The 21,692-nt window shown below is 37.7% G+C and carries 21 protein-coding genes, 1 tRNA gene and 1 riboswitch; of the genes, 21 read left to right on the top strand and 1 reads right to left on the bottom strand.

All coding sequences use genetic code 11. The annotated features are described in order from the left end of the window. Window positions 1–19 precede the first annotated feature (19 nt). From MHH69_RS12235 to MHH69_RS12190, 10 genes are all read left to right on the top strand, one after another. Entirely contained in the window at window positions 20–2,386 is a 2,367-nt protein-coding gene (locus MHH69_RS12235; RefSeq protein WP_122971154.1) for an endonuclease MutS2, read from the top strand. 68 nt (window positions 2,387–2,454) lie between these two features. After that, window positions 2,455–2,868: a DUF350 domain-containing protein gene (locus MHH69_RS12230; RefSeq protein ID WP_341362444.1), complete on the top strand. Its 414-nt coding sequence runs from the start codon at window positions 2,455–2,457 to the stop codon at window positions 2,866–2,868. A gap of 351 nt (window positions 2,869–3,219) precedes the next feature. After that, complete coding sequence (locus MHH69_RS12225) at window positions 3,220–4,911, top strand: long-chain-fatty-acid--CoA ligase (RefSeq protein WP_341362443.1); 1,692 nt, start codon at window positions 3,220–3,222, stop codon at window positions 4,909–4,911. A 95-nt stretch (window positions 4,912–5,006) separates the two neighbouring features. Then, on the top strand, window positions 5,007–5,588 hold the full coding sequence (locus MHH69_RS12220; RefSeq protein ID WP_122973720.1) for a TetR/AcrR family transcriptional regulator: 582 nt from the start codon (window positions 5,007–5,009) through the stop codon (window positions 5,586–5,588). A gap of 82 nt (window positions 5,589–5,670) precedes the next feature. Next, complete coding sequence (locus MHH69_RS12215) at window positions 5,671–6,444, top strand: enoyl-CoA hydratase (protein WP_341362442.1); 774 nt, start codon at window positions 5,671–5,673, stop codon at window positions 6,442–6,444. 66 nt (window positions 6,445–6,510) lie between these two features. Next, on the top strand, window positions 6,511–7,284 hold the full coding sequence (locus MHH69_RS12210) for an electron transfer flavoprotein subunit beta/FixA family protein (RefSeq protein ID WP_122973718.1): 774 nt from the start codon (window positions 6,511–6,513) through the stop codon (window positions 7,282–7,284). Window positions 7,285–7,316: 32 nt separating this feature from the next. Then, window positions 7,317–8,294, top strand: a complete 978-nt coding sequence (locus MHH69_RS12205) for an electron transfer flavoprotein subunit alpha/FixB family protein (RefSeq protein WP_122973717.1) — start codon at window positions 7,317–7,319, stop codon at window positions 8,292–8,294. A 192-nt stretch (window positions 8,295–8,486) separates the two neighbouring features. Further along, window positions 8,487–8,801 carry a thioredoxin gene (trxA, locus tag MHH69_RS12200; protein ID WP_122973716.1) on the top strand — a complete coding sequence of 105 codons (315 nt, stop codon included), beginning with the start codon at window positions 8,487–8,489 and terminating at the stop codon, window positions 8,799–8,801. Between the two features lie 266 nt (window positions 8,802–9,067). Next, window positions 9,068–10,858: an excinuclease ABC subunit UvrC gene (gene uvrC / locus MHH69_RS12195; protein ID WP_341362441.1), complete on the top strand. Its 1,791-nt coding sequence runs from the start codon at window positions 9,068–9,070 to the stop codon at window positions 10,856–10,858. 32 nt (window positions 10,859–10,890) lie between these two features. Continuing rightward, window positions 10,891–11,076: riboswitch (Lysine riboswitch) on the top strand. 148 nt (window positions 11,077–11,224) lie between these two features. After that, entirely contained in the window at window positions 11,225–12,451 is a 1,227-nt protein-coding gene (locus MHH69_RS12190) for an aspartate kinase (RefSeq protein WP_341362440.1), read from the top strand. 83 nt (window positions 12,452–12,534) lie between these two features. On the opposite strand, the gene MHH69_RS12185 is transcribed toward MHH69_RS12190, so the two are convergent. After that, entirely contained in the window at window positions 12,535–12,948 is a 414-nt protein-coding gene (locus MHH69_RS12185) for a YslB family protein (protein ID WP_122972363.1), read from the bottom strand. Between the two features lie 275 nt (window positions 12,949–13,223). On the opposite strand from MHH69_RS12185, the gene MHH69_RS12180 reads away from it, so the two are divergent. The 11 genes from MHH69_RS12180 to MHH69_RS12130 all read left to right on the top strand — a co-directional run bounded on the left by MHH69_RS12180 (window position 13,224) and on the right by MHH69_RS12130 (window position 21,441). After that, complete coding sequence (locus MHH69_RS12180; protein ID WP_122972362.1) at window positions 13,224–13,838, top strand: succinate dehydrogenase cytochrome b558 subunit; 615 nt, start codon at window positions 13,224–13,226, stop codon at window positions 13,836–13,838. Window positions 13,839–13,896: 58 nt separating this feature from the next. After that, on the top strand, window positions 13,897–15,642 hold the full coding sequence (gene sdhA / locus MHH69_RS12175) for a succinate dehydrogenase flavoprotein subunit (protein ID WP_122972361.1): 1,746 nt from the start codon (window positions 13,897–13,899) through the stop codon (window positions 15,640–15,642). Window positions 15,643–15,663: 21 nt separating this feature from the next. Next, window positions 15,664–16,443 carry a succinate dehydrogenase iron-sulfur subunit gene (gene sdhB, locus MHH69_RS12170; RefSeq protein ID WP_122972360.1) on the top strand — a complete coding sequence of 260 codons (780 nt, stop codon included), beginning with the start codon at window positions 15,664–15,666 and terminating at the stop codon, window positions 16,441–16,443. Window positions 16,444–16,944: 501 nt separating this feature from the next. Then, window positions 16,945–17,385 carry an acyl-CoA thioesterase gene (locus MHH69_RS12165; RefSeq protein WP_122972359.1) on the top strand — a complete coding sequence of 147 codons (441 nt, stop codon included), beginning with the start codon at window positions 16,945–16,947 and terminating at the stop codon, window positions 17,383–17,385. A gap of 72 nt (window positions 17,386–17,457) precedes the next feature. Further along, window positions 17,458–17,679 carry a helix-turn-helix domain-containing protein gene (locus tag MHH69_RS12160; RefSeq protein WP_036198757.1) on the top strand — a complete coding sequence of 74 codons (222 nt, stop codon included), beginning with the start codon at window positions 17,458–17,460 and terminating at the stop codon, window positions 17,677–17,679. Between the two features lie 142 nt (window positions 17,680–17,821). Continuing rightward, window positions 17,822–18,271, top strand: a complete 450-nt coding sequence (locus tag MHH69_RS12155) for a MarR family winged helix-turn-helix transcriptional regulator (protein WP_341362439.1) — start codon at window positions 17,822–17,824, stop codon at window positions 18,269–18,271. Window positions 18,272–18,281: 10 nt separating this feature from the next. After that, window positions 18,282–19,076, top strand: coding sequence for a glutamate racemase (gene racE, locus MHH69_RS12150; protein ID WP_122972357.1), 795 nt, complete (start codon window positions 18,282–18,284; stop codon window positions 19,074–19,076). Window positions 19,077–19,264: 188 nt separating this feature from the next. Beyond that, window positions 19,265–20,023 (top strand): ribonuclease PH, encoded by a 759-nt coding sequence (gene rph, locus MHH69_RS12145; protein WP_122972356.1) that lies wholly within the window; start codon window positions 19,265–19,267, stop codon window positions 20,021–20,023. Further along, complete coding sequence (locus tag MHH69_RS12140) at window positions 20,023–20,616, top strand: XTP/dITP diphosphatase (protein ID WP_122972355.1); 594 nt, start codon at window positions 20,023–20,025, stop codon at window positions 20,614–20,616. The genes rph and MHH69_RS12140 overlap by 1 nt, the downstream gene beginning before the upstream one ends. A gap of 125 nt (window positions 20,617–20,741) precedes the next feature. Then, window positions 20,742–21,248: a metallophosphoesterase gene (locus MHH69_RS12135; RefSeq protein WP_341362438.1), complete on the top strand. Its 507-nt coding sequence runs from the start codon at window positions 20,742–20,744 to the stop codon at window positions 21,246–21,248. Between the two features lie 119 nt (window positions 21,249–21,367). Then, a tRNA-Arg gene (locus tag MHH69_RS12130) sits at window positions 21,368–21,441 on the top strand. Window positions 21,442–21,692 lie beyond the last annotated feature (251 nt).

Below are 21,692 nucleotides of genomic sequence, written 5' to 3'. Positions count from 1 at the left end.
AAACAGGAGGTGTTCGGGAGTGATCGCAGAGCGCGCATTGAAAACATTAGAATATGATAAAGTACGTGAACAAGTGGCGAGCTTTTGTACTTCATCAGTAGGAAAAAATGCTATAGAGCAACTAATTCCCGAAACTGATTTTGATAAAGTGGTGGAACTGTTAGATGAAATGGATGAAGGTCTATCCATTTTGCGGGTAAAAGGAAACGTTCCAATGGGCGGTATATTTGATGTTCGTCCCCATGCAAAGCGGGCGCAAATTGGCGGTATGTTAAGTCCAATGGAATTAATGGAAATCGCTAGTACGATTCGTGCAAGTCGCATACTACGAAACTTCATAGAAGATATTGAACAAGAAGAAACGATTACCATTCCACATTTTGTTGAAAGAAAAGAACAAATGCCGATTTTAACGGCACTTCAACATGAAATTAATGATTGTATCGATGATAATGGTGCCGTGTTAGATTCTGCTAGTACGACCCTTCGTTCCATTCGCCAATCTTTAAGGGCAGAAGAGTCAAGGGTAAGACAAAAATTAGAAAGTTTAACGCGGGGCTCCAATGCTGCGAAAATGCTGTCAGATGCTATTGTCACAATTCGGAATGACCGTTTCGTTATCCCTGTTAAACAGGAGTATCGCGGACATTATGGTGGGATTGTCCATGACCAATCTTCCTCTGGGCAGACGTTATTTATTGAACCGGAATCGGTTGTACAGGCAAACAATGAAATTCAACGATTAAAAGTAAAGGAAAAGGCTGAAATTGAACGGATTTTATTGGAACTGTCTGCTAAAGTACAAGAAGTAAGCCATGATTTATTTGTCCTTGTTCAAATTTTAGGGGATATCGATGTCATATTAGCAAAAGGTAAATACGGTCAAGCGAATAAATGTACGAAACCGACGATGAACAAAGAGGGGTATATTCGCTTAGTACGGGCAAGACACCCGCTTATTTCAATTGACGATGCTGTGCCAAATACAATTGAATTTGGTCGAGATATTACAGCGATTGTTATTACTGGGCCGAACACAGGTGGTAAAACGGTTACATTGAAAACGGTTGGTCTTTGTACGTTAATGGCGCAAGCTGGTTTACCTGTTCCTGCCTTAGATGGTTCAGAACTTGCCGTATTTGATCAATTGTTCGCTGATATTGGTGATGAACAGTCTATTGAACAATCGTTGTCGACTTTTTCATCCCACATGGTAAATATAGTGGATATTTTAGCGAAGTTTGATTCCCGTTCCCTTGTATTATTCGATGAATTAGGAGCAGGAACGGATCCACAAGAAGGGGCTGCGCTTGCGATTTCCATATTAGACGAAGTAGTTGGTTCCGGTGCCCGCGTAATGGCGACAACCCATTATCCAGAGTTAAAAGCTTATGGTTATAATCGAAAAGGGGTCGTCAATGCGAGTGTGGAATTTGATGTGGAAACATTAAGTCCTACTTATCGATTACTTATTGGCGTACCAGGTCGTTCCAATGCCTTTGAAATTTCTAAACGTCTTGGCTTAAAAGAATCGATTATTCAACAAGCAAAATCCTTTACCGGATCTGATCGCCACGAAGTGGAATCAATGATTGCTTCATTAGAACAAAGCAGACGTCAATCAGAACGGGAAGCAGAAGAAGCCCATGCTTTATTAGAAGAGGCTCAAAGATTAAGGGAAGAACTGCAAGAACGCTTACGAACTTATGATGAGAAAAAAGAGAATTTAGAAAAGAAAGCAAAAGAAAAGGCACGGAAAATTGTGGATGAAGCGAAGAAAGAATCCGAAAAAATTATCGCTGAACTCCGTGAAATGCGAGCGAATGCAAGTAAAGTTGTAAAGGAACACGAGCTGATTGAAGCGAAAAAGAAACTTGAAAATGCCGCTCCGCAAGAAAATCCAGTATTGAAAAAGCAAGCACAAATTCGTGAACGGGCTCAAAATTTAAAAGTCGGCGACGAAGTTAAAGTTTTAAGCTATGGTCAAAAAGGAACAATCATTGAAAAAGTATCGGACCATGAATGGGTCGTTCAAATTGGTATTTTGAAGATGAAATTAGATGAATCGGATTTACAATATGTAAAACCTGAGAAAGAAAAACAAACCGTTGTTATGACGAATGTAAAAAATCGCAATAGCCATGTGAAGTTGGAATTAGATTTGCGCGGTGAACGTTATGAAGAAGCAATATTGAAAACGGAGAAATATATTGACGATGCCCTTTTAGCAAACTATCCACGCGTATCGATTATTCATGGGAAAGGTACAGGTGCATTAAGACAAGGAATCCAAAATTACTTAAAGGGTCATAAGCGGGTCAAATCGTTCCGTTATGGTGAAGCAGGTGAAGGTGGATTCGGTGTAACCGTTGTAGAATTAAAATAATATAGGGCAAATACATGCAGTGAGCATATCTCATTGTATGTATTTGTGCAAAAGAAGGGGTGACTCGATTGTTTGGTTCGGATTTTTGGCAACACCCTTTAGTAGAGACGGCAGGATACTTCAGTGTTGTTGCCCTTTGCTTAATCGTTTCCATGGTATTATTCGAAATTATTACAAAGTATAAAAATTGGGAAGAAATCAAAAAGGGGAACATTGCGGTTGCATTAGCTACGGGTGGTAAAATATTAGGTGTATGTAATATTTTTAGATATTCAATTGAACGACATTCGACTTTATTCGAAATGATTGGATGGGGATTGTTCGGATTCTTTCTTTTAATTTTTGCGTATATTTTATTTGAATTTTTAACGCCTAGTTTTAAAGTGGATGATGAAATTGCCCGCGATAATCGGTCTGTAGGTTTTATTTCATTTACAATTTCCTTAGGGCTTTCTTATGTCATTGGGGCAAGTATTTGGTAGGAGCGAATCGATGGAGAAATTAGCAAAAATATTAATCGTTGTCTGTATTTTATTTGTCATTGTAGGTATTTATTATTTATTCACTATATAGCAATTGGTTAAAGACTAGTAGAATGTTTTCTATTAGTCTTTTTTTCGTAAACAAATACTATATTAAAAATAAAAAGGGACGTTTTTTGTCAACATTCTACAAAATTTGCAACTCTATTAAATTTCTTTTTAAAATAGAAAAAATAACGCATTATCTAGCGAAAAAGTGAAAGTTTTGTAAAAATAGTTTGAAAGCGTCTTTCTTTTCTATTATAATAATTGTAAGAAAATTTAAAACTTTGAAACAAAGGGGAGTTATGAATGACTGATAAGGTTTGGCTTTCCCAATATCCGAAAGAAATACCTCACAGCATGACTTACGAAAATACACCTGTTCAAAGCTTTTTAACGAATGCATATGAGCAAAATCCTAGTAAAGTGGCGATTCATTTTATGGGGAGAGATGTTACGTTTAAAGAATTATATGAATCGTCTTTGAAGTTTGCCAATTACTTACGTCGACTAGGGATAGAAAAAGGGGATCGAGTTGCTATTATGCTTCCGAATTGTCCTCAATCTGTTATTGCCTATTATGGTACGTTATTTGCAGGAGGTATCGTTGTCCAAACAAATCCTCTCTATACTGAACGGGAGCTTCAATATCAATTGGCCGACTCAGGAGCAAAAGTCATTTTAGCAATGGATATTTTGTATCCACGTATTACAAAGGTGTTAAAAGAAACTGAAATTGAAAACGTTATCATTACGGCTATTAAAGATTATTTGCCATTTCCTAAAAATCTCGTCTACCCTTTCATTCAGAAAAAACAATATGGCTTCCAAGTAAAAGTGGAGCATAAAGGACTGACCCATTTATTTACGGAAGTTTTACGCACGAGTGAGGCAACACCGATCGAAATGGAATTTGATATCGAGGAAGATTTAGCCCTACTGCAATATACGGGTGGTACAACGGGAACGCCAAAAGGAGTTATGCTCACCCATAAAAATTTAATTGCCAATGCGAAAATGTGTGATGTTTGGATGTACCAATGTAAGGCGGGAGAAGAAGTTATATTAGGTGTCCTGCCATTTTTCCACGTTTATGGTATGACGACGGTTTTACTATTATCGGTTTTAAAAGGCAACAAAATGGTTTTATTACCAAAGTTTGATGTGGAGCAAACATTAAAAGCAATTGAAAAACAGAAGGCAACTTTATTCCCTGGTGCACCAACGATGTATATTGGAATTTTGAATTATCAAGATTTAGAAAAATATAATTTATCTTCTATAAAAGCTTGTTTAAGTGGTTCTGCACCATTACCAGCCGAAGTGCAAGAGAAATTCGAAAAGTTAACGGGTGGAAAGTTAGTTGAAGGCTACGGTTTAACCGAAACATCGCCAGTTACCCATGCAAACTTTATTTGGGATAAACGGGTAAAAGGTTCTATTGGTGTTCCTTGGCCAGATACAGAGGCAGCTATTATCCGCTCATCAGATGGAGAATTACTACCTCCTGGGGAAGTCGGAGAAATAGCAATAAAAGGACCACAAGTAATGAAAGGATATTGGAATCGTCAAGAAGATACGGCGATGAGTTTCGTAAATGGATGGTTTTTAACGGGAGATATAGGTTATATGGACAACGATGGCTATTTCTACGTCGTTGATCGGAAGAAAGATATTATTATCGCAGGTGGATTTAATATTTATCCTCGTGAAGTAGAAGAAGTACTTTATGAACACGAAGCGATTCAAGAATGTGTTGTAGCAGGTATACCAGATGCGTATCGTGGAGAAACAGTGAAGGCTTATATTGTTTTACGAGAAGGGAAAAACGTCACAGAGGAAGAATTAAATAAATATTGTCGTGAACATTTGGCAGCTTTTAAAGTACCGAGACAATATGAATTCCGTAAAGAATTACCGAAAACGACAGTCGGAAAAATATTAAGACGTTCATTAGTTGAAGAAGAAAAATTAAAAATGGCGGAATTACAAGCGAAATAAATGAATAGGTTTTATTGACAGAAAGTTTTATAAATTATAATATAAAAATATGAATGAATAGTCATTCATATTTTTGTATTTTTGGTGGTGACAACATGAAACGAGATAAACCCAAATATAAACAAATCATTGATGCTGCCGTTATTGCAATCGCTGAAAACGGCTATCATCAAGCCCAAGTTTCAAAGATTGCGAAACAAGCAGGCGTTGCAGACGGAACAATCTATTTATATTTTAAAAATAAGGAAGATATTTTGATTTCTGTCTTTCGTGAGAAAATGGGTGTTTTCGTTGAGAATTTACGCGAGATTATTGAAAATGGGGAATCTTCAACAGAGAAATTGTCTCAGATGATCGATAATCATTTTAACGTTTTAGCAAATGATCGCCACCTTGCAACTGTCACGCAATTAGAGTTAAGGCAGTCAAACAAAGATCTCCGGTTAAAAATTAACTCGATTTTAAAAGAGTATTTAAAACTGCTTGATGAGATTTTAGTGGAAGGAATGCTAAAAGGGGAGTTTAACTCGACGATGGATGTTCGAATTGCTCGCCAAATGGTATTTGGAACGATTGATGAAACCATTACAACTTGGGTCATGAATGAGTTCCGATACGATTTAATCGAAACAGCACCGAAAGTAAGACAATTGCTGTTAAACGGTTTAAAAGGTTAACGATGTTTCAGTAGGGGTAATGGCCGATTAAATATAAACGTACAATGAACTGAAGCATATTTGTTACAAAGGGAGTGGGAGAATGGAATTTCTAACTTGGAAAGTTGAAGAAGGGGTAGCAATTGTTACAATTCAACGACCACCTGCCAATGCATTATCAAAGGGCTTAATTCATGAAGTCGATGAAATGTTAAGCGCTGTTGAACACGATGATGCGATTCGTGTCATTGTTCTTCACGGTGAGGGACGTTTCTTCTCTGCCGGTGCAGACATTAAAGAATTTACCGAAGTATCTTCAGGAGAAGAGTTTTCAAAACTTGCTAGCAATGGACAACAAGTATTTGAACGTTTAGAATCGTTCTCCAAACCTGTTATCGTAGCCATTCACGGCGCTGCGTTAGGCGGTGGATTAGAGCTTGCTATGGCCTGTCATATTCGATATGTAGCTGAAGATGCAAAGCTTGGGTTACCAGAATTGCAGCTTGGTTTAATTCCAGGTTTTGCTGGAACACAACGTCTACCACGCTATGTTGGAGTAGCAAAAGCAGCGGAAATGCTCTTTACAAGTGAGCCAATTACTGGTGTTGAGGCAGTCCAATGGGGGTTAGCAACTCGAAGCTTCCCTGTGGATGACTTATTATCCAACACGATTGAGATTGCTAAAAAAATAGCTACGAAAAGTCCGATTGCCTTAAAGGCAACGATTGATATGTTGCAATATAGTAAACATAAAGGCTTTTATGATGGTGTTCAAGCAGAATCTGCAAGTTTTGGTTCCGTGTTTAATTCAGAAGATGCAAAAGAAGGAATACAAGCATTTATTGAAAAACGCAAACCAACTTTTTCAGGTAAGTAATTTCTTTAAATAATAAAAAATGGGTTGTGAATTCAGCCTGATAATCGCATTTAGGAGGTTAGGGAAATGAACATTTTTGTACTAGTAAAACGCACGTTTGACACTGAAGAAAAAATTGTCATTGCCAATGGGAAAATTCAAGATGATGGGGCAGAATTTATCATCAATCCTTATGATGAATATGCCATCGAAGAGGCAATCCAATTGCGCGATGCAAATGGCGGTAAAGTAACCGTAGTGACAATCGGTGGCGAAGATGCTGAAAAGCAACTAAGAACTGCTTTGGCAATGGGTGCTGATGAAGCAGTCCTTATTAATACAGAAGATGATTTAGATGAATTAGATCAATATTCTACTGCAGTTATTCTAGCAGAATATTTAAAAGATAAAGAGGTTGACTTAATTTTAGCTGGTAATGTGGCAATTGATGGGGGAACTGGTCAAGTCGGTCCTCGCGTTGCCGATTTACTAGGTATTAACTATGTAACAACGATTACAGATTTAGAGATTGATGGGACAAATGTGAAAATTGTTCGTGATATCGAAGGAGATTCAGAGATTATTGAAACTTCCTTACCGTTGTTAGTAACAGCTCAACAAGGGTTAAATGAACCTCGTTATCCATCTTTACCAGGGATTATGAAGGCGAAGAAAAAACCACTTGCAGAGTTGGAACTGGATGATTTAGACATTGATGAAGACGATGTAGAAGTAAAAGTGGAGACAGTAGATATTTATTTACCGCCTCAAAAAGCAGCTGGTCGTGTTTTAGAAGGTGAGCTTGCAGATCAAGTAAAAGAGCTTGTGAACTTACTTCATTCAGAAGCAAAAGTAGTCTAAAAATACAAAGACGGTATCGGAGGGATCATCATATGGCAAACAAAGTGTTAGTGTTAGGCGAAGTTCGAGATGGTGTTTTACGTAATGTATCTTTTGAGGCAATTGCAGCGGCAAAACAAATTGCTGACGGCGCTGAAGTTGTAGGGGTACTTTTAGGAGAAAGCGTTACTTCATTAGCTAGTGAATTAATCGCTTATGGTGCAGACCGAGTAGTTACAGTAGAGCATCCACATTTAAAATCTTATACTTCTGATGGGTATAGCCAAGCCTTTTTAGCAGTATACGAGGAAGAAAAACCTGAAGCGATTGTTTTTGGACATACATCTCTAGGTAAAGATTTATCACCTAAAATTGCATCGAAATTACAATCAGGTTTAATTTCCGATGTTACAGAAATCGAAGGTTCTGGAGAGGATGCTTTATTCATCCGTCCTATCTATTCTGGTAAAGCCTTTGAAAAAGTAAAAATTAAAGATGGTATTGTCTTTGTGACGATTCGTCCAAATAACATCGCTCCTTTAGAAAAAGATGCAAGTCGTACAGGTGATGTTGCAACCCTAACTGTAGACATTCAAAATTTACGTACAATCATTAAAGAAGTAGTGCGTAAAGCTTCTACAGGTGTTGATTTATCAGAAGCAAAGGTAGTTGTGGCAGGTGGACGCGGAGTAAAATCGGCGGAAGGTTTTGAACCGTTACAACAATTAGCTGATGTACTTGGCGGTGCAGTCGGCGCTTCTCGTGGAGCATGTGATGCAGATTATTGTGATTATTCACTACAAATTGGTCAAACTGGTAAAGTGGTGACACCGGATCTTTATATTGCTTGCGGTATTTCAGGTGCGATTCAACATTTAGCCGGTATGTCTAATTCAAAAGTGATTGTAGCAATTAATAAAGACCCAGAAGCTAACATTTTCAAAGTAGCTGACTACGGAATTGTTGGTGACTTATTCGAAGTCGTTCCAATGTTAGTGGAAGAATTTAAAGCGTTAAAAGTAAATTCTTAATGGATAATTTGTTAAAAACCTTGCCAAAATACAGGTAAGGTTTTTCTTTATGAATAGCTTTACGAATGTCTATTTATTTAGCATTCTAAAAAAATTGTAAATTTTATATTTCAATTTGAGTTCACTTTACTGTTCCTATTTTTTCTATCGTGCTATACTACATTCAGATGTTAGTTTAAGGAGGCTATTTAAATGGCAATTGTTCATGTAACAGATCAAAACTTTTCAGAAGAAATCGCTTCAGGCGTTGTTTTAGTTGATTTTTGGGCTACTTGGTGTGGACCATGTAAAATGATCGCTCCTGTTTTAGAAGAAATCGATGCTGAAATCGGAGATCAAGTAAAAATCGCAAAACTTGATGTAGATAACAACCAAGCTACTGCTGCGGAATATCAAGTAATGTCTATCCCAACTTTATTATTATTCAAAGATGGCGAATTAAAAGGCAAAACTGTTGGATTCCAACCAAAAGAAGCATTAGTTGAGTTCATTAACAACCACAAATAATATACTTGTCCCAAAGGTTTTCATCTTTGGGACATTTCTTTTGAAAACAAAAAGGTATGTCAGAAAAGACATCCTATCCTTTAAAAATCTGCTTACTTTCCACGGTTATTAGCATAATGCTGTTTCCAAAGGAGTCGCGCAGATTTTTTCATTTTTATTAAATCCCTTTTTTACGCCATTTTTTCCTTTATAGTTTCTTATTATTTCTCCCATCTGCCTCTTTAAACCTTTATAATGAATATAAAAACCTTATTAGGGTGATATAAATGAATGAAACAATTCAAAATAAATTGGCGATTTTACCCGATGAGCCTGGTTGTTACTTAATGAAGGATCGTCAAGGAACGATTATTTATGTTGGAAAGGCTAAAATCCTGAAAAACCGTGTTCGTTCCTATTTCACCGGCTCCCATGATGGTAAAACCCAGCTGTTAGTAAGTGAAATTGAAGACTTCGAATACATTGTCACATCCAGTGAATTGGAAGCTTTAATTTTAGAATTAAATTTAATTAAATTGCATGACCCGAAATATAACATCATGTTGACAGATGACAAATCCTATCCGTATATAAAAATTACGAATGAAAAACATCCACGCATTTTAATTACACGGAAAGTTAAAAAGGATAAGGCGAAATATTTCGGTCCTTATCCGAATGCAGGGGCAGCCAATGAAACAAGAAAGCTGCTTGATCGGTTGTATCCGTTACGAAAATGTATGAAACTGCCGAATAAAGTTTGCCTATACTATCATTTAGGACAATGTTTAGCTCCTTGTGTAAAGGAGATTGAAGAACATGTTTATGATGACATGATTGAGGAAATTACAAAGTTTCTAAATGGTGGATTTGAAGATGTGAAAAAAGAGTTACAACAGAAAATGCTCGATGCAGCGGAAAATTTAGAATTTGAACGGGCAAAGGAATATAGAGATCAAATTGCCCATATTGAAACGGTTATGCAAAAACAAAAAATCGTTTCGGGTGATTTATCGAACCGGGATATTTTTGGATATGCAGTTGAAAAAGGGTGGATGTGTGTTCAAGTCTTTTTTGTACGCCAAGGGAAATTAATTGAAAGGGATGTATCCATCTTTCCAATATACCGGGAACCAGAAGAGGAATTCCAAACGTTTATCGGTCGGTTTTACGATATACCTGAGCATATTAAACCGAAGGAAATTTTCATTCCGACGAATGTGGAAAAATCGTTATTAGAAAACTATTTACAAATGAAAGTTGTTACGCCGAAGCGAGGCTCGAAAAAGGAATTGGTCGATTTAGCTACGAAAAATGCTCAAATTGCCATTCGAGAAAAATTCCAATTAATTGAACGGCAAGAAGAACGAACTGTTGGGGCTTGTTTAGAATTAGGTAATGCCATGAACATAGCCCCACCTCTTCGAATTGAATCCTTCGATAATAGCCATATGCACGGAGCGGATGCTGTGTCGGCAATGGTCGTGTTCATCGATGGAAAACCGGCAAAAAAGGAATATCGGAAATATAAATTGCGGGAAACGGCTAAGCACGATGACTATGGTGCTATGCAAGAAGTAATTCGACGTCGCTATACAAGGGTGTTAAAGGAAAACTTACCATTGCCAGATTTAATTATTATTGATGGTGGGAAAGGGCAAATGGAAGTGGCGCGGGAGGTAATTGAAGATGAATTAGGATTATTCATTCCCATTGCAGGTTTAGCAAAGGATGATAAACATAATACATCCCAATTATTGTACGGAGAACCTCCAATCCCAGTGGAAATGAAAAGAACGAGTGATGGATTTTATTTATTACAACGTATTCAAGATGAAGTCCATCGTTTTGCAATTACATTTTTACGTCAACAACATCAAACAAATGCGATCCAATCCGTCTTGGATGGCATTGAAGGGGTTGGACCGAAAAGGAAACAACAGTTGCTGAAACATTTCGGTTCTATTAAGAAAATAAAAGAATCATCGATAGAGCAATTAATGGAAGCCCATATTCCAAGTTCATCAGCAATGGCTATCTACAATCACTTTCATAAAGACACATTGTCAAAGGAATAACGGTGTGCTATTGTAAGTTTAAATATGAATACGAACATGATAGAGGTGCAAGGTTCAATAGTAACCATCTGGAGGATGAACAATTCCTAGGAAAGGTGGTGAAAGGGAGACTTGCCGAAGCGATAAATCCATTGTTCAGATTTATTTGCTGGTTTTGCATTTAAGAAGTGTAAGACTGTCAGAATCAGTCAGAGTGATTCTGGAGGGCTATCTCATAAAAGATTTTACCGATCGGTATATTTTTGAGGCAGCTTTTCACACTCAGTGAGAAGCTGCTTTTATTTTGAAATGGTATAATGAATGTATAAGTTTTCTGAATTGATGAAAAATACACTTTTTCGAAAGTTGTAAAAGGAGTGTGTACCAATGGAGACAATTGTAGTGAAAGTCGACAGTTCTTCCCTTTTAACACCGGAAAGAATTGATAAACTAGCGGAACGAATTTTAAAGCATCGAAACAATGGAAAAAATACTATAGTAGTTGTTCCTTCTATTGAATTACTAGAAGGAAAATTACTTCCTTATTCGTCGATTTTTACCGAAAGAATTGCTGATAGAGAAAGTCATGCGCTAAAAGCGATTAACACGCAAGTTGCTAGTAGTTTACTAGCGATTGTACTAGAAAAGAAAGGATGTAAGGCAGTTTCCCTTTCTGGTTGGCAGGCAGGAATAGAAGCGGTGAAGTCCAATGGAAATATATTAATTGAACAAATACACCACGATTTTCTTCTTGAACGGATACATAACGGGGAAATAGCTATTGTGGCAGGTTCTCAAGGTTATGATCAATATAAAGATTTGTGGACTTTAGGGGAAGGCGGTCCAGAAACGACAGCAATTGCCATTGGTACAGTTCTAGATGCGGAATATGTTGAAATATTAACTGAGCAGGATGGAATTTACACAGCCGAATCCTCGGTTGTAAAGGAAGCTCGGAAACTAAAAGAAGTGACCTATGATGAAATGCTTGAACTGGCCCATTTAGGATCTACTTTTGTTCATCCGAGGGCAGTGGAACTAGCGAAAAAATATGAAATGCCGATCGTCGTTCGATCTAGCACAAACGATGTCGAGGGGACATGGATAAAAGGAGAGGTAAAAATGGAGAAAAATAGAGTTGTTCGTGGTGTAGCATATGAAGCAGACATTATTCGGTTAACAGTAGGTTTTGATTCCTATGAAAATTCCTCTCTAGCGAATATTTTTATGACTCTATCAAAGTTTAACATCGACGTAGATATTATCGTTCAAGCAGCTATCGATGGAGTGAAACCAACCGTATCTTTCTCCATTGCAAAAGAAGATTTTGCTGAAGCTATTAAAGTGTTAGAACAAAATAAAGCCCAATTAGGATTTAGTTTTGCCGATTTTGAAGTAGGCTTAGCAAAAGTTTCAATTGTTGGTTCAGGAATGGTTTCCAATCCAGGTGTCGCTGCCCAAATGTTTGATCGATTACGCAAAGAAAATATAATAGTGAAAATGGTCAGTACGTCGGAGATTAAAGTATCCGTTGTCGTACCGCAAGATGAAATGGTCCGGGCAGCAAATGTGTTACATGATGAGTTTCAATTAGTGGAAGAGTACGTAAATTAAAAAGCCAATTCCATAGATATCCCCTTTCATGTCGATATGGAAGGGGAGTAGTCTTTGGAATTGGCTTTTATAATATGTAGGAATTAATCTACTTTTTCTTTTTTATCCCATTTAAGTGTGAAGACGACTTGTTGCTGTTTCTCGCGTTTTTCGTCGAAACATTCTGTAAGACAACCTTGTAATGCTTGAATTTGTTGAGCGATGAAGCCTGCTTCTAGTCGGAAGGAACGTTCTTCGATTTTTAATAAGTCGGCGTCATTTGTTAGATGAAATATGTAGCCATCCTTTTCCTCTTTATCAAGGGTTAAAACGCCCCAACCTGCGTCTTGGAAGAAGGAGATAATGAGCTGAATATCAGTACATGGAAATTTGCGGGCTAAATCTTTCCCTGCCCAGTAAAGAACATCCTTTTCATGTTTTCCAAGAATGGTAGGAAGTAAATAATCTCGAATAATTTCGTAGCCAAATGCTGGGACAGTGTTGTGGATGTGAGTCATTTTAAAATTACCTCTTTCTTAATTTCTTCATTATTTAGTATAAGAAAGTAAAATATTCTTTAAAAGAGAAAATTCTACCGAGATAGCGCATATTTTTTAATGAAATGATGAGATAAAAAATTGTATGCAACCTTGACGCTCGTAATTCTTGAGAGTACAATGGACATGTCATAATATTGTACCATTATGAAATACACAGTCAATCTATGAACCTTTACAAAATCGTGAAGTGAAATTGGCTCGGGTATTTAAAAGTACTAGGGGGGGTAATAGTCTTGTCAAAAAATCATGAGTTTTACTGGAGACGCTTACATTCACTATTAGGTATTATTCCTGTAGGTCTGTTCTTAGTGTTTCACTTATCACTGAACTTCACTGCTACTGGTGGAGAAGAAAACTACAACAATTCAATAGGGATTATGGAATTGGTTCCACATTGGCTATTGTTAATTGTTGAGTGGGTAGTAATCTACATACCAATTCTATTCCACGGTTTATATGGTGTGTTTATTGCTTTTACTGCCACTTCAAACATACAGCGCTTCGGGACATTCCGTAACTGGATGTTCATGTTGCAACGTATTTCGGGAGTATTCCTTGTTATTTTCATTGCTTGGCACATCTTCCAAACTCGTATCCAAAAAGCTCTTGGTGCAGATGTTGACTTTAATATGATGGAAGAAATCGTTGCTAATCCGTTTATGTTAGCATTCTACATTTTAGGTATTTTAGCTGCTACATTCCACTTAGCAAACGGTATTTGGTCATTCTTAGTGAGCTGGGGTATTACACAATCGAAAAGTTCACAAAAGGTTGCAACTTATGTAACGATGATCTTCTTCGTTCTATTAAGTATCATTGGTGTTGCTGCAATTCTAGCATTCGTATAATAACATAGTAACATTTCCTGGCAGTTTTATAGCAAAGAAAGAGGAGTGAGGAATAATCATGGCGAAAAGCAAAATCATCGTCGTAGGTGGCGGTTTAGCAGGCTTAATGGCTACGATGAAAGCAGCCGAAGAAGGCACTGAAGTTGAATTATTCTCATTAGTTCCCGTAAAACGTTCACACTCTGTTTGTGCGCAAGGCGGAATTAATGGAGCAGTTAATACAAAAGGTGAAGGGGATTCTCCATGGATCCACTTTGACGATACAGTATATGGTGGGGACTTCTTAGCGAACCAACCACCTGTTAAAGCAATGTGTGATGCCGCTCCTGGTATCATTCACTTATTTGACCGTATGGGTGTTATGTTCAACCGTACGCCAGAAGGTCTTTTAGACTTCCGTCGTTTCGGTGGTACGTTAATGCACCGTACAGCATTTGCTGGTGCCACTACTGGTCAACAATTACTTTATGCGTTGGACGAGCAAGTTCGTCGTTATGAAGTAGATGGTTTAGTAACGAAATACGAACATTGGGAATTCCTTGGCGTTGTTCTTGACGACGAAGGTCATTGCCGTGGTATCGTAGCTCAAGATATGAAAACAGAAGAAATCCGTTCATTCCGGTCTGATGCTGTTATTATGGCAACAGGTGGTCCTGGTATTATCTTCGGTAAATCAACAAACTCAATCATTAACACTGGTTCTGCTGCATCGATTGTTTACCAACAAGGTGCATCTTATGCAAACGGTGAAATGATTCAAATTCACCCAACAGCGATTCCTGGAGACGACAAAAACCGTCTAATGTCTGAATCTGCACGTGGTGAAGGTGGACGTATTTGGACTTATAAAGATGGTAAACCTTGGTACTTCTTAGAAGAAAAATACCCTGCATATGGTAACTTAGTACCTCGTGATATCGCGACTCGTGAAATCTTCGACGTATGTGTTAACCAAAAATTAGGTGTTAACGGTGAAAACGTTGTATACCTTGACCTTTCTCATAAAGATCCACATGAGTTAGATATTAAACTTGGTGGTATCATCGAAATTTATGAAAAATTCGTAGGGGATGACCCACGTAAATTACCAATGAAAATCTTCCCAGCTGTTCACTACTCAATGGGTGGTCTATGGGTAGATTATGATCAAATGACTGAAATTCCTGGTCTATTTGCTGCCGGTGAATGTGATTATTCACAACATGGTGCAAACCGTCTAGGTGCTAACTCATTACTTTCAGCGATTTATGGTGGTTCAGTTGCTGGACCTAACGCTGTTAAATATGTAAAAGGCTTAAAGAAACATGCGGAAGATCTTCCTCAATCAATCTATGATGCTCGTGTAAAAGAAGAGCAAGAGAGATGGGATGCTATCCTTAAAATGGATGGTACTGAAAACGCATACCTTTTACACAAAGAGCTTGGTGAGTTAATGACTGACAACGTAACTGTTGTTCGTTACAACGACAAACTTGAATACACTTATAATAAACTTACTGAATTACTACAACGTTGGGAAAACATTAATATCAACGACACTCAAAAATGGAGTAACCAAGGGGCTCACTTCACTCGTCAGTTGAAAAACATGTTATACCTTGCACGCGTTATTACGAAAGGTGCACTTTTACGTAACGAATCTCGTGGGGCTCACTACAAACCAGAATTCCCAGAGCGTGATGACGAGAACTTCTTAAAAACAACAATGGCGAAGTTCAACCCACAAACTGGCGAACCTGAAATTTCTTATCAAGAAGTAGACGTTTCTCTAATTCCGCCACGTAAACGTGACTATTCTTCATAAACATAAGGGGGGTCATTAATCATGACAACAGCAGTAGGAACTGGAAAAACTGTTAAAATGGAAATCCTTCGTCAAGATACTGAAGGTGGACAATCTCGCTGGGAGAAATTTGAGGTCCCTTATCGTCCAGGTATGAACGTTATCTCTGCATTAATGGCAATTCAACAAAATCCTGTTACTGCTGATGGACAAAAAACTACTCCTGTAACTTGGGATATGAACTGTCTTGAAGAAGTATGTGGAGCATGTTCAATGGTTATTAATGGTCGTCCACGTCAATCTTGTTCAACATTGATTGATCAATTGGAACAACCTGTTCGTTTAGAACCAATGAAAACATTCCCAGTTGTACGTGACTTACAAGTTGACCGTAGCCGTATGTTCAATGCGCTTAAAAAAGTAAAAGCTTGGGTTCCAATCGATGGAAGTTACGATTTAGGTGAAGGTCCTCGTATGCCAGAACGTAAACGTCAATGGGCATATGAATTATCAAAATGTATGACTTGTGGTGTATGTATGGAAGCATGTCCAAACGTGTCTGAAAAAGCTTCATTCATCGGACCAGCTCCATTATCACAAGTACGTCTATTCAATACACACCCAACAGGTGCAATGATTAAAGACGAACGTTTAAATGCAATTATGGGTGATGGTGGCCTTGCAAACTGCGGTAACTCACAAAACTGTGTAGCTGCATGTCCAAAAGGTATTCCATTAACAACTTCTATTGCAGCACTTAACCGTGCAACAACTGTTCAAATGTTCCGTAACTTCTTCGGTTCAGACCACATGGTTGACTAATCATTTGGCTTCTTGAAGAAGGAGAAATAGGAAACAAATCCTTTTCAAAAAATATGAAGGGTATCTAAGTCTTTTTATGACTTTTAGATACCCTTTTTATTATGTCTTGCATAAGATAGAACGATGTTACAGAGGAAAGGGTTGTAACATTTGATCGTTAATTTCTTCTATTTGTTTTCCATTCATTTCAGTAGAGTCAAAGGAACTTTTTTGTCGAATGGCGTAAATTTAGTTCAAAGAATGTCGACATAGACAAAAAGGTCACGGCTCCCCCTTTATGTAAATGGACTAGATTTGCTATAATTTAATGAACCGCTATTCATTTTACTTCCTTAAGTTTCACTAAATTCAGTTGATGGATTCCAATTGGGATCATCATGATTGTGTGGACTTAAAAGAAGTTATGACCGTTGGCTTTTCCGAGCTGAATTACTAGTTCAATGGCCATAGCAAAATGATAAAGGGAGAATAGGGAAAATAAAGGGGAAGGGGTTATCGAACATGAAAGCAAGTTATATTGAAGATCCACAAAAATGGGAGGAACAATTCGAATTTTATGTCGAGGTAAAGGTAAGATTTTCGGAAACCGATATGTTTGGACATTTGAACAATACGGTAACCTTTGCATATTTTGAATATGCACGGATTGAATTTTTGAAATATTTAGGTTTTGCCAGCTTCACAGGGGAAATAACGAAAATTCCTGTTGTGGCGGATTTACAATGTGATTATTTAAAACAAGTATATTTTGATGAAACTCTTCGAATCTATGTAAAGGCAGCACGAATCGGAAACTCATCCATCGATATTCACTATCTAGCAAAAAACGAAAATAACGAACCATGTTTCACGGGTAGAGGCACGATTGTTCAAATCGATAAAGCTTCAGGAAAACCAATTCCATGGGATGAAAAAGAAAAATTAATATTGCATGGGAAATAGTTAAAATGCCCTCACAGCCTTTAAACTCTTATCATACTTTACATAGAAGAGGAGATAGGAGGGTGTTGCCTTATGAATAGCCCGCAGCATCGTTCGCTTTTGACGAAAAGAGAACGGGAAATATTCCAGTTACTTATCTTGGATTATTCAACTAAAGATATTTCGCAAAAGTTGGGCATAAGCGAAAAAACGGTGCGTAATCATATTTCAAACACGATTCAGAAACTGGGCGTATCCAGTAGATCACAAGCATTGATTGAATTATTAAGGCTAGAAGAATTATCACTTCATTGATTGGATGCTTGCTATTTCGTCCAAAACACTTCAAAATAGAGTTAAAGCAATTTTATTCAGCAAACAGTTTTTGTTCCTAAGTGTTCACACAGGTTCAAAAGTCGCTGAGACTGATTTGATTCTTGAGGAGTGACTGCACTAGATGAGGAATGACGAAAGGCATAGCAAAGATAGGATAGCATATTTAGAAAAGAAACTTCGCTTTACTTCGAATTTGATAAAACAAAAGGGTAGGGAAATACTCAGTAATTACACAATTACACCTCCGCAATTTATAGCGCTTCAATGGTTACATGAATCGGGCGATATGACAATTGGAGAATTATCGAATAAAATGTATTTAGCTTTTAGTACGACGACGGATTTAGTCGATCGTATGGAAAAAAATGAATTAGTAGTGCGTATTCGTGACGATCAAGACCGCCGAGTTGTACACATTCATTTACTTCAAGAAGGCGAAAGAATCATCGAAGAAGTGATTGAAAAAAGACAAAATTACTTACAAGAGTTATTAGTTGATTTTGATAAAGAAGAAGTTGACATGTTATCGAAATTACTACACAAATTACATTTACAAATGGAACAGGATTGAGGCGGTTTTTGTGAATGCCCCGATAGGCGTTATTGATTCAGGTGTTGGCGGCTTAACAGTTGCAAAGCAAATTATGAAGGTTTTACCAAATGAAACAATCTATTATATTGGTGATACTGCAAGATGTCCCTATGGACCAAGGAATAGAAAAGAAGTGTTACATTTTACATGGCAAATGGCTAAAGCATTAGAAAAGATGCATATTAAAATGCTCGTCATCGCATGTAATACAGCAACAGCTGTCGCGTTGGAGAGCTTGCAGAAGAAAATGTCGATTCCGGTAGTCGGTGTGATTAATGCAGGGGCGAGGGCGGCAGAGAAAAAAACGAAACGAAATGAAATCGTCGTACTTGCAACAGAAGGTACTATTAAAAGTGGGGCATATGAAAATGCCTTACTTTCTTTAAGTACGAAGGCGAAAATAATTCCTCTTGCGTGTCCGACGTTCGTTCCCCTTGTAGAAAGTGGCGAATATGAAGGACAGTTTGCATTCGACTTAGTTGCAAAAGGTTTAAAGCCGCTAGCCAATAAACAGTTTGATACCGTTATATTAGGATGTACCCACTATCCAATTATCCAGCATCATATCGAAAAAGTAGTGGGGCCGGATGTATTTGTCCTTTCCTCTGCGGAAGAAACGGCAAAGGAAGTAAAGGATTTACTAGAGTATTATAATCAATTGAATACTTCGGTAGAAGAACCTTATCATAAGTTTTTCACAACCGGCTCTGTCCCAATTTTTCGAACGATTGCTACAAATTGGTTAGAGTCAAATCATTTAGATATACGCCGTATAAAACTTTAAACTTACTTCATTGGTAATATCTTTTTTTGCACCATTAGCATGCCAATAGTTAAGAAGCTCGTAAGTATTTTTACTTTCGAGCTTTTTATTTTGAAAAACAATACAAAGGTCACTAGTATTCGCATCCACTCGAAAATTAAAATAAATTATGATAAGATGGGTTTCGCGAAGCAACGAGGAGGATTAACATGACAAGACATGATGGTAGAGCTGTAGAACAACTAAGACCTGTTACAATTGAAACGAATTATTTAATGCACCCTGAAGGATCTGTCCTTATTCAGGTAGGCAATACAAAGGTCATTTGTACAGCAACAATTGATGATAGAGTTCCAGGATTTTTACGTGGCCAAGGAAAAGGATGGATAACAGCGGAATATTCAATGCTGCCAAGAGCCACAGCAGAACGAACTCAACGCGATTCTTCTCGTGGGAAAGTAAATGGCCGGACGATGGAAATACAACGTTTAATTGGACGAGCATTACGGGCCATTGTTGATTTAGAAGCATTAGGTGAAAAAACTGTTTGGATTGATTGTGATGTTATTCAAGCTGATGGTGGGACACGTACCGCATCCATTACAGGCGCTTTTGTTGCGTTAACACAAGCATTAGCAAAAATTCACGAGGAAAAACCTTTCCCTAAATTCCCAATCGTTGATTACTTAGCTGCAACGAGTGTTGGATTTGTTAGGGAACTTGGTGCTGTATTAGATTTAAACTATGTGGAAGATTCTTCTGCGGAAGTCGATATGAACTTAGTAATGACTGGTTCTGGTCGTTTTGTGGAAATCCAAGGAACAGGAGAAGAAGCAACCTTCTCCCGTGATGAGTTAAATCAATTATTAGATTTAGGTGAAAAAGGAATTGCCGAATTAATTGCCTTACAAAAAAATGCCCTTGGAGAAGCAGCAAACTTAGTTGGTTCAACGAAGGAGGAAGCATAATGAAACAAGTTGTGATTGCAACAAAAAATAAAGGGAAAGCGAAGGACTTCGAAGCATTGTTTACACCCCTTGGTTACGAAGTTGTAACGATGTTTGAAGTAGCGCCTGATTTAGAAATTGAAGAAACAGGAACAACCTTCGAAGAAAATGCCATTTTAAAGGCTGAGACGCTTGCTAGACAGCTTGGAAAACTAGTCATAGCCGATGATAGTGGACTAGCTGTAGATGCCCTAGGAGGCGAACCTGGCGTATATTCTGCCCGCTATGCTGGCGACCATGATGATGAAGCAAACATTGTGAAAGTACTGGAAAAACTAAAAGGCGTACCGGACGAAAAACGCACTGCCCGTTTCTGCTGTTCATTAGCCATCGCTGGACCAAATATGGATACATATACAGTATTCGGTACATGTGAGGGTGTAATTTTACATGAAAGACGGGGAACAAATGGCTTCGGTTATGATCCAATTTTCTTTGTACCAGAACTAGACCGTGCCATGGCAGAATTAACACCAGAAGAAAAAGGAGCGATTTCCCATCGTGGAAATGCTATTCGTAAGCTGGCAGCAGAATTACCAAACTTGGTAAAGTAGGTTAATTAAAATAATAAGGGTCCCCGAAATAGTGTGTTTCGGGGAATATTCCATTTAAATTAAGTATATGAAAATAACTTCATGCATATAGTGATGGTTGGGATGGTCTTTTAGGAGGTGGAATGATGCGTTTATTAGTAATGAGTGATACCCACGGAGATGAGGAAGTGATTAAAAGGGTAAGGGAAGCCAATCCACAAGTCGATGCGATCGTACATTGTGGAGATAGTGAACTTTCCTATGATCATCCTTATTTAGATGGTGTAAAAAAAGTGCGCGGTAATTGTGACCGGGACGACCGATTCCCAAATGAAGAATTGTTTGAAGTAGACGGTGTGAAAATTTTCGTCGCCCATGGGCATTTGTTAAATGTGAAGTCCACTATTATGAATTTACTATACCGTACGAAGGAAGTGGAGGCAGATGTCGCCTTTTTTGGCCATTCCCATGTATTAGGTACGGAGTTAGTGGATAATATATTATTTGTGAATCCTGGAAGCTTATTAAAACCACGGGCAATTGCGGAAAAAAGTTATGCCGTTGTAGAATTCGAAGATAACACGTGGAAAGTAACAGGCTATACAGATAACGGGAAAGAAATCTTTACAAAAAACTATGCCTTATCAGAGTAACGATTCGATTTAAATTTTTTGATTCATTTATAAATTATTTTTCAAATAGTATTGACAGTTTACCAATAAGTGCATATAATAATAATTGTCTTTCATGATTATTTCCATGTTTGACCAATGTCTCAGTAGCTCAGCTGGATAGAGCATACGCCTTCTAAGCGTACGGTCGGGGGTTCGAATCCCTCCTGGGACGTAATTAAGAAAAAAACGCCTAAAACAGAACGATATTAAAAGTGTTTAAAACGCTGAAATATCAATGTTTCAGGCGTTTTTTCGTTTTTAGAGAATTCGATTGAATACGAGCGAATTTTAGAATTAGGTCTAAAATGTATACAAGGTAAACAGAATTAATTAGCATAGATGTATTCACTGGCGTGTGTTGTAGAGAATGTTTTCTTAACTTAATAAGGGCATTTAGCGCACTATCTCAATGAAAAGAGTCCG

The sequence above is a fragment of the Ureibacillus sp. FSL E2-3493 genome, assembly GCF_038077515.1.
Taxonomy (GTDB): Bacteria; Bacillota; Bacilli; order Bacillales_A; family Planococcaceae; genus Ureibacillus; species Ureibacillus halotolerans.
This window is presented reverse-complemented; position numbering and strand designations above follow the sequence as displayed.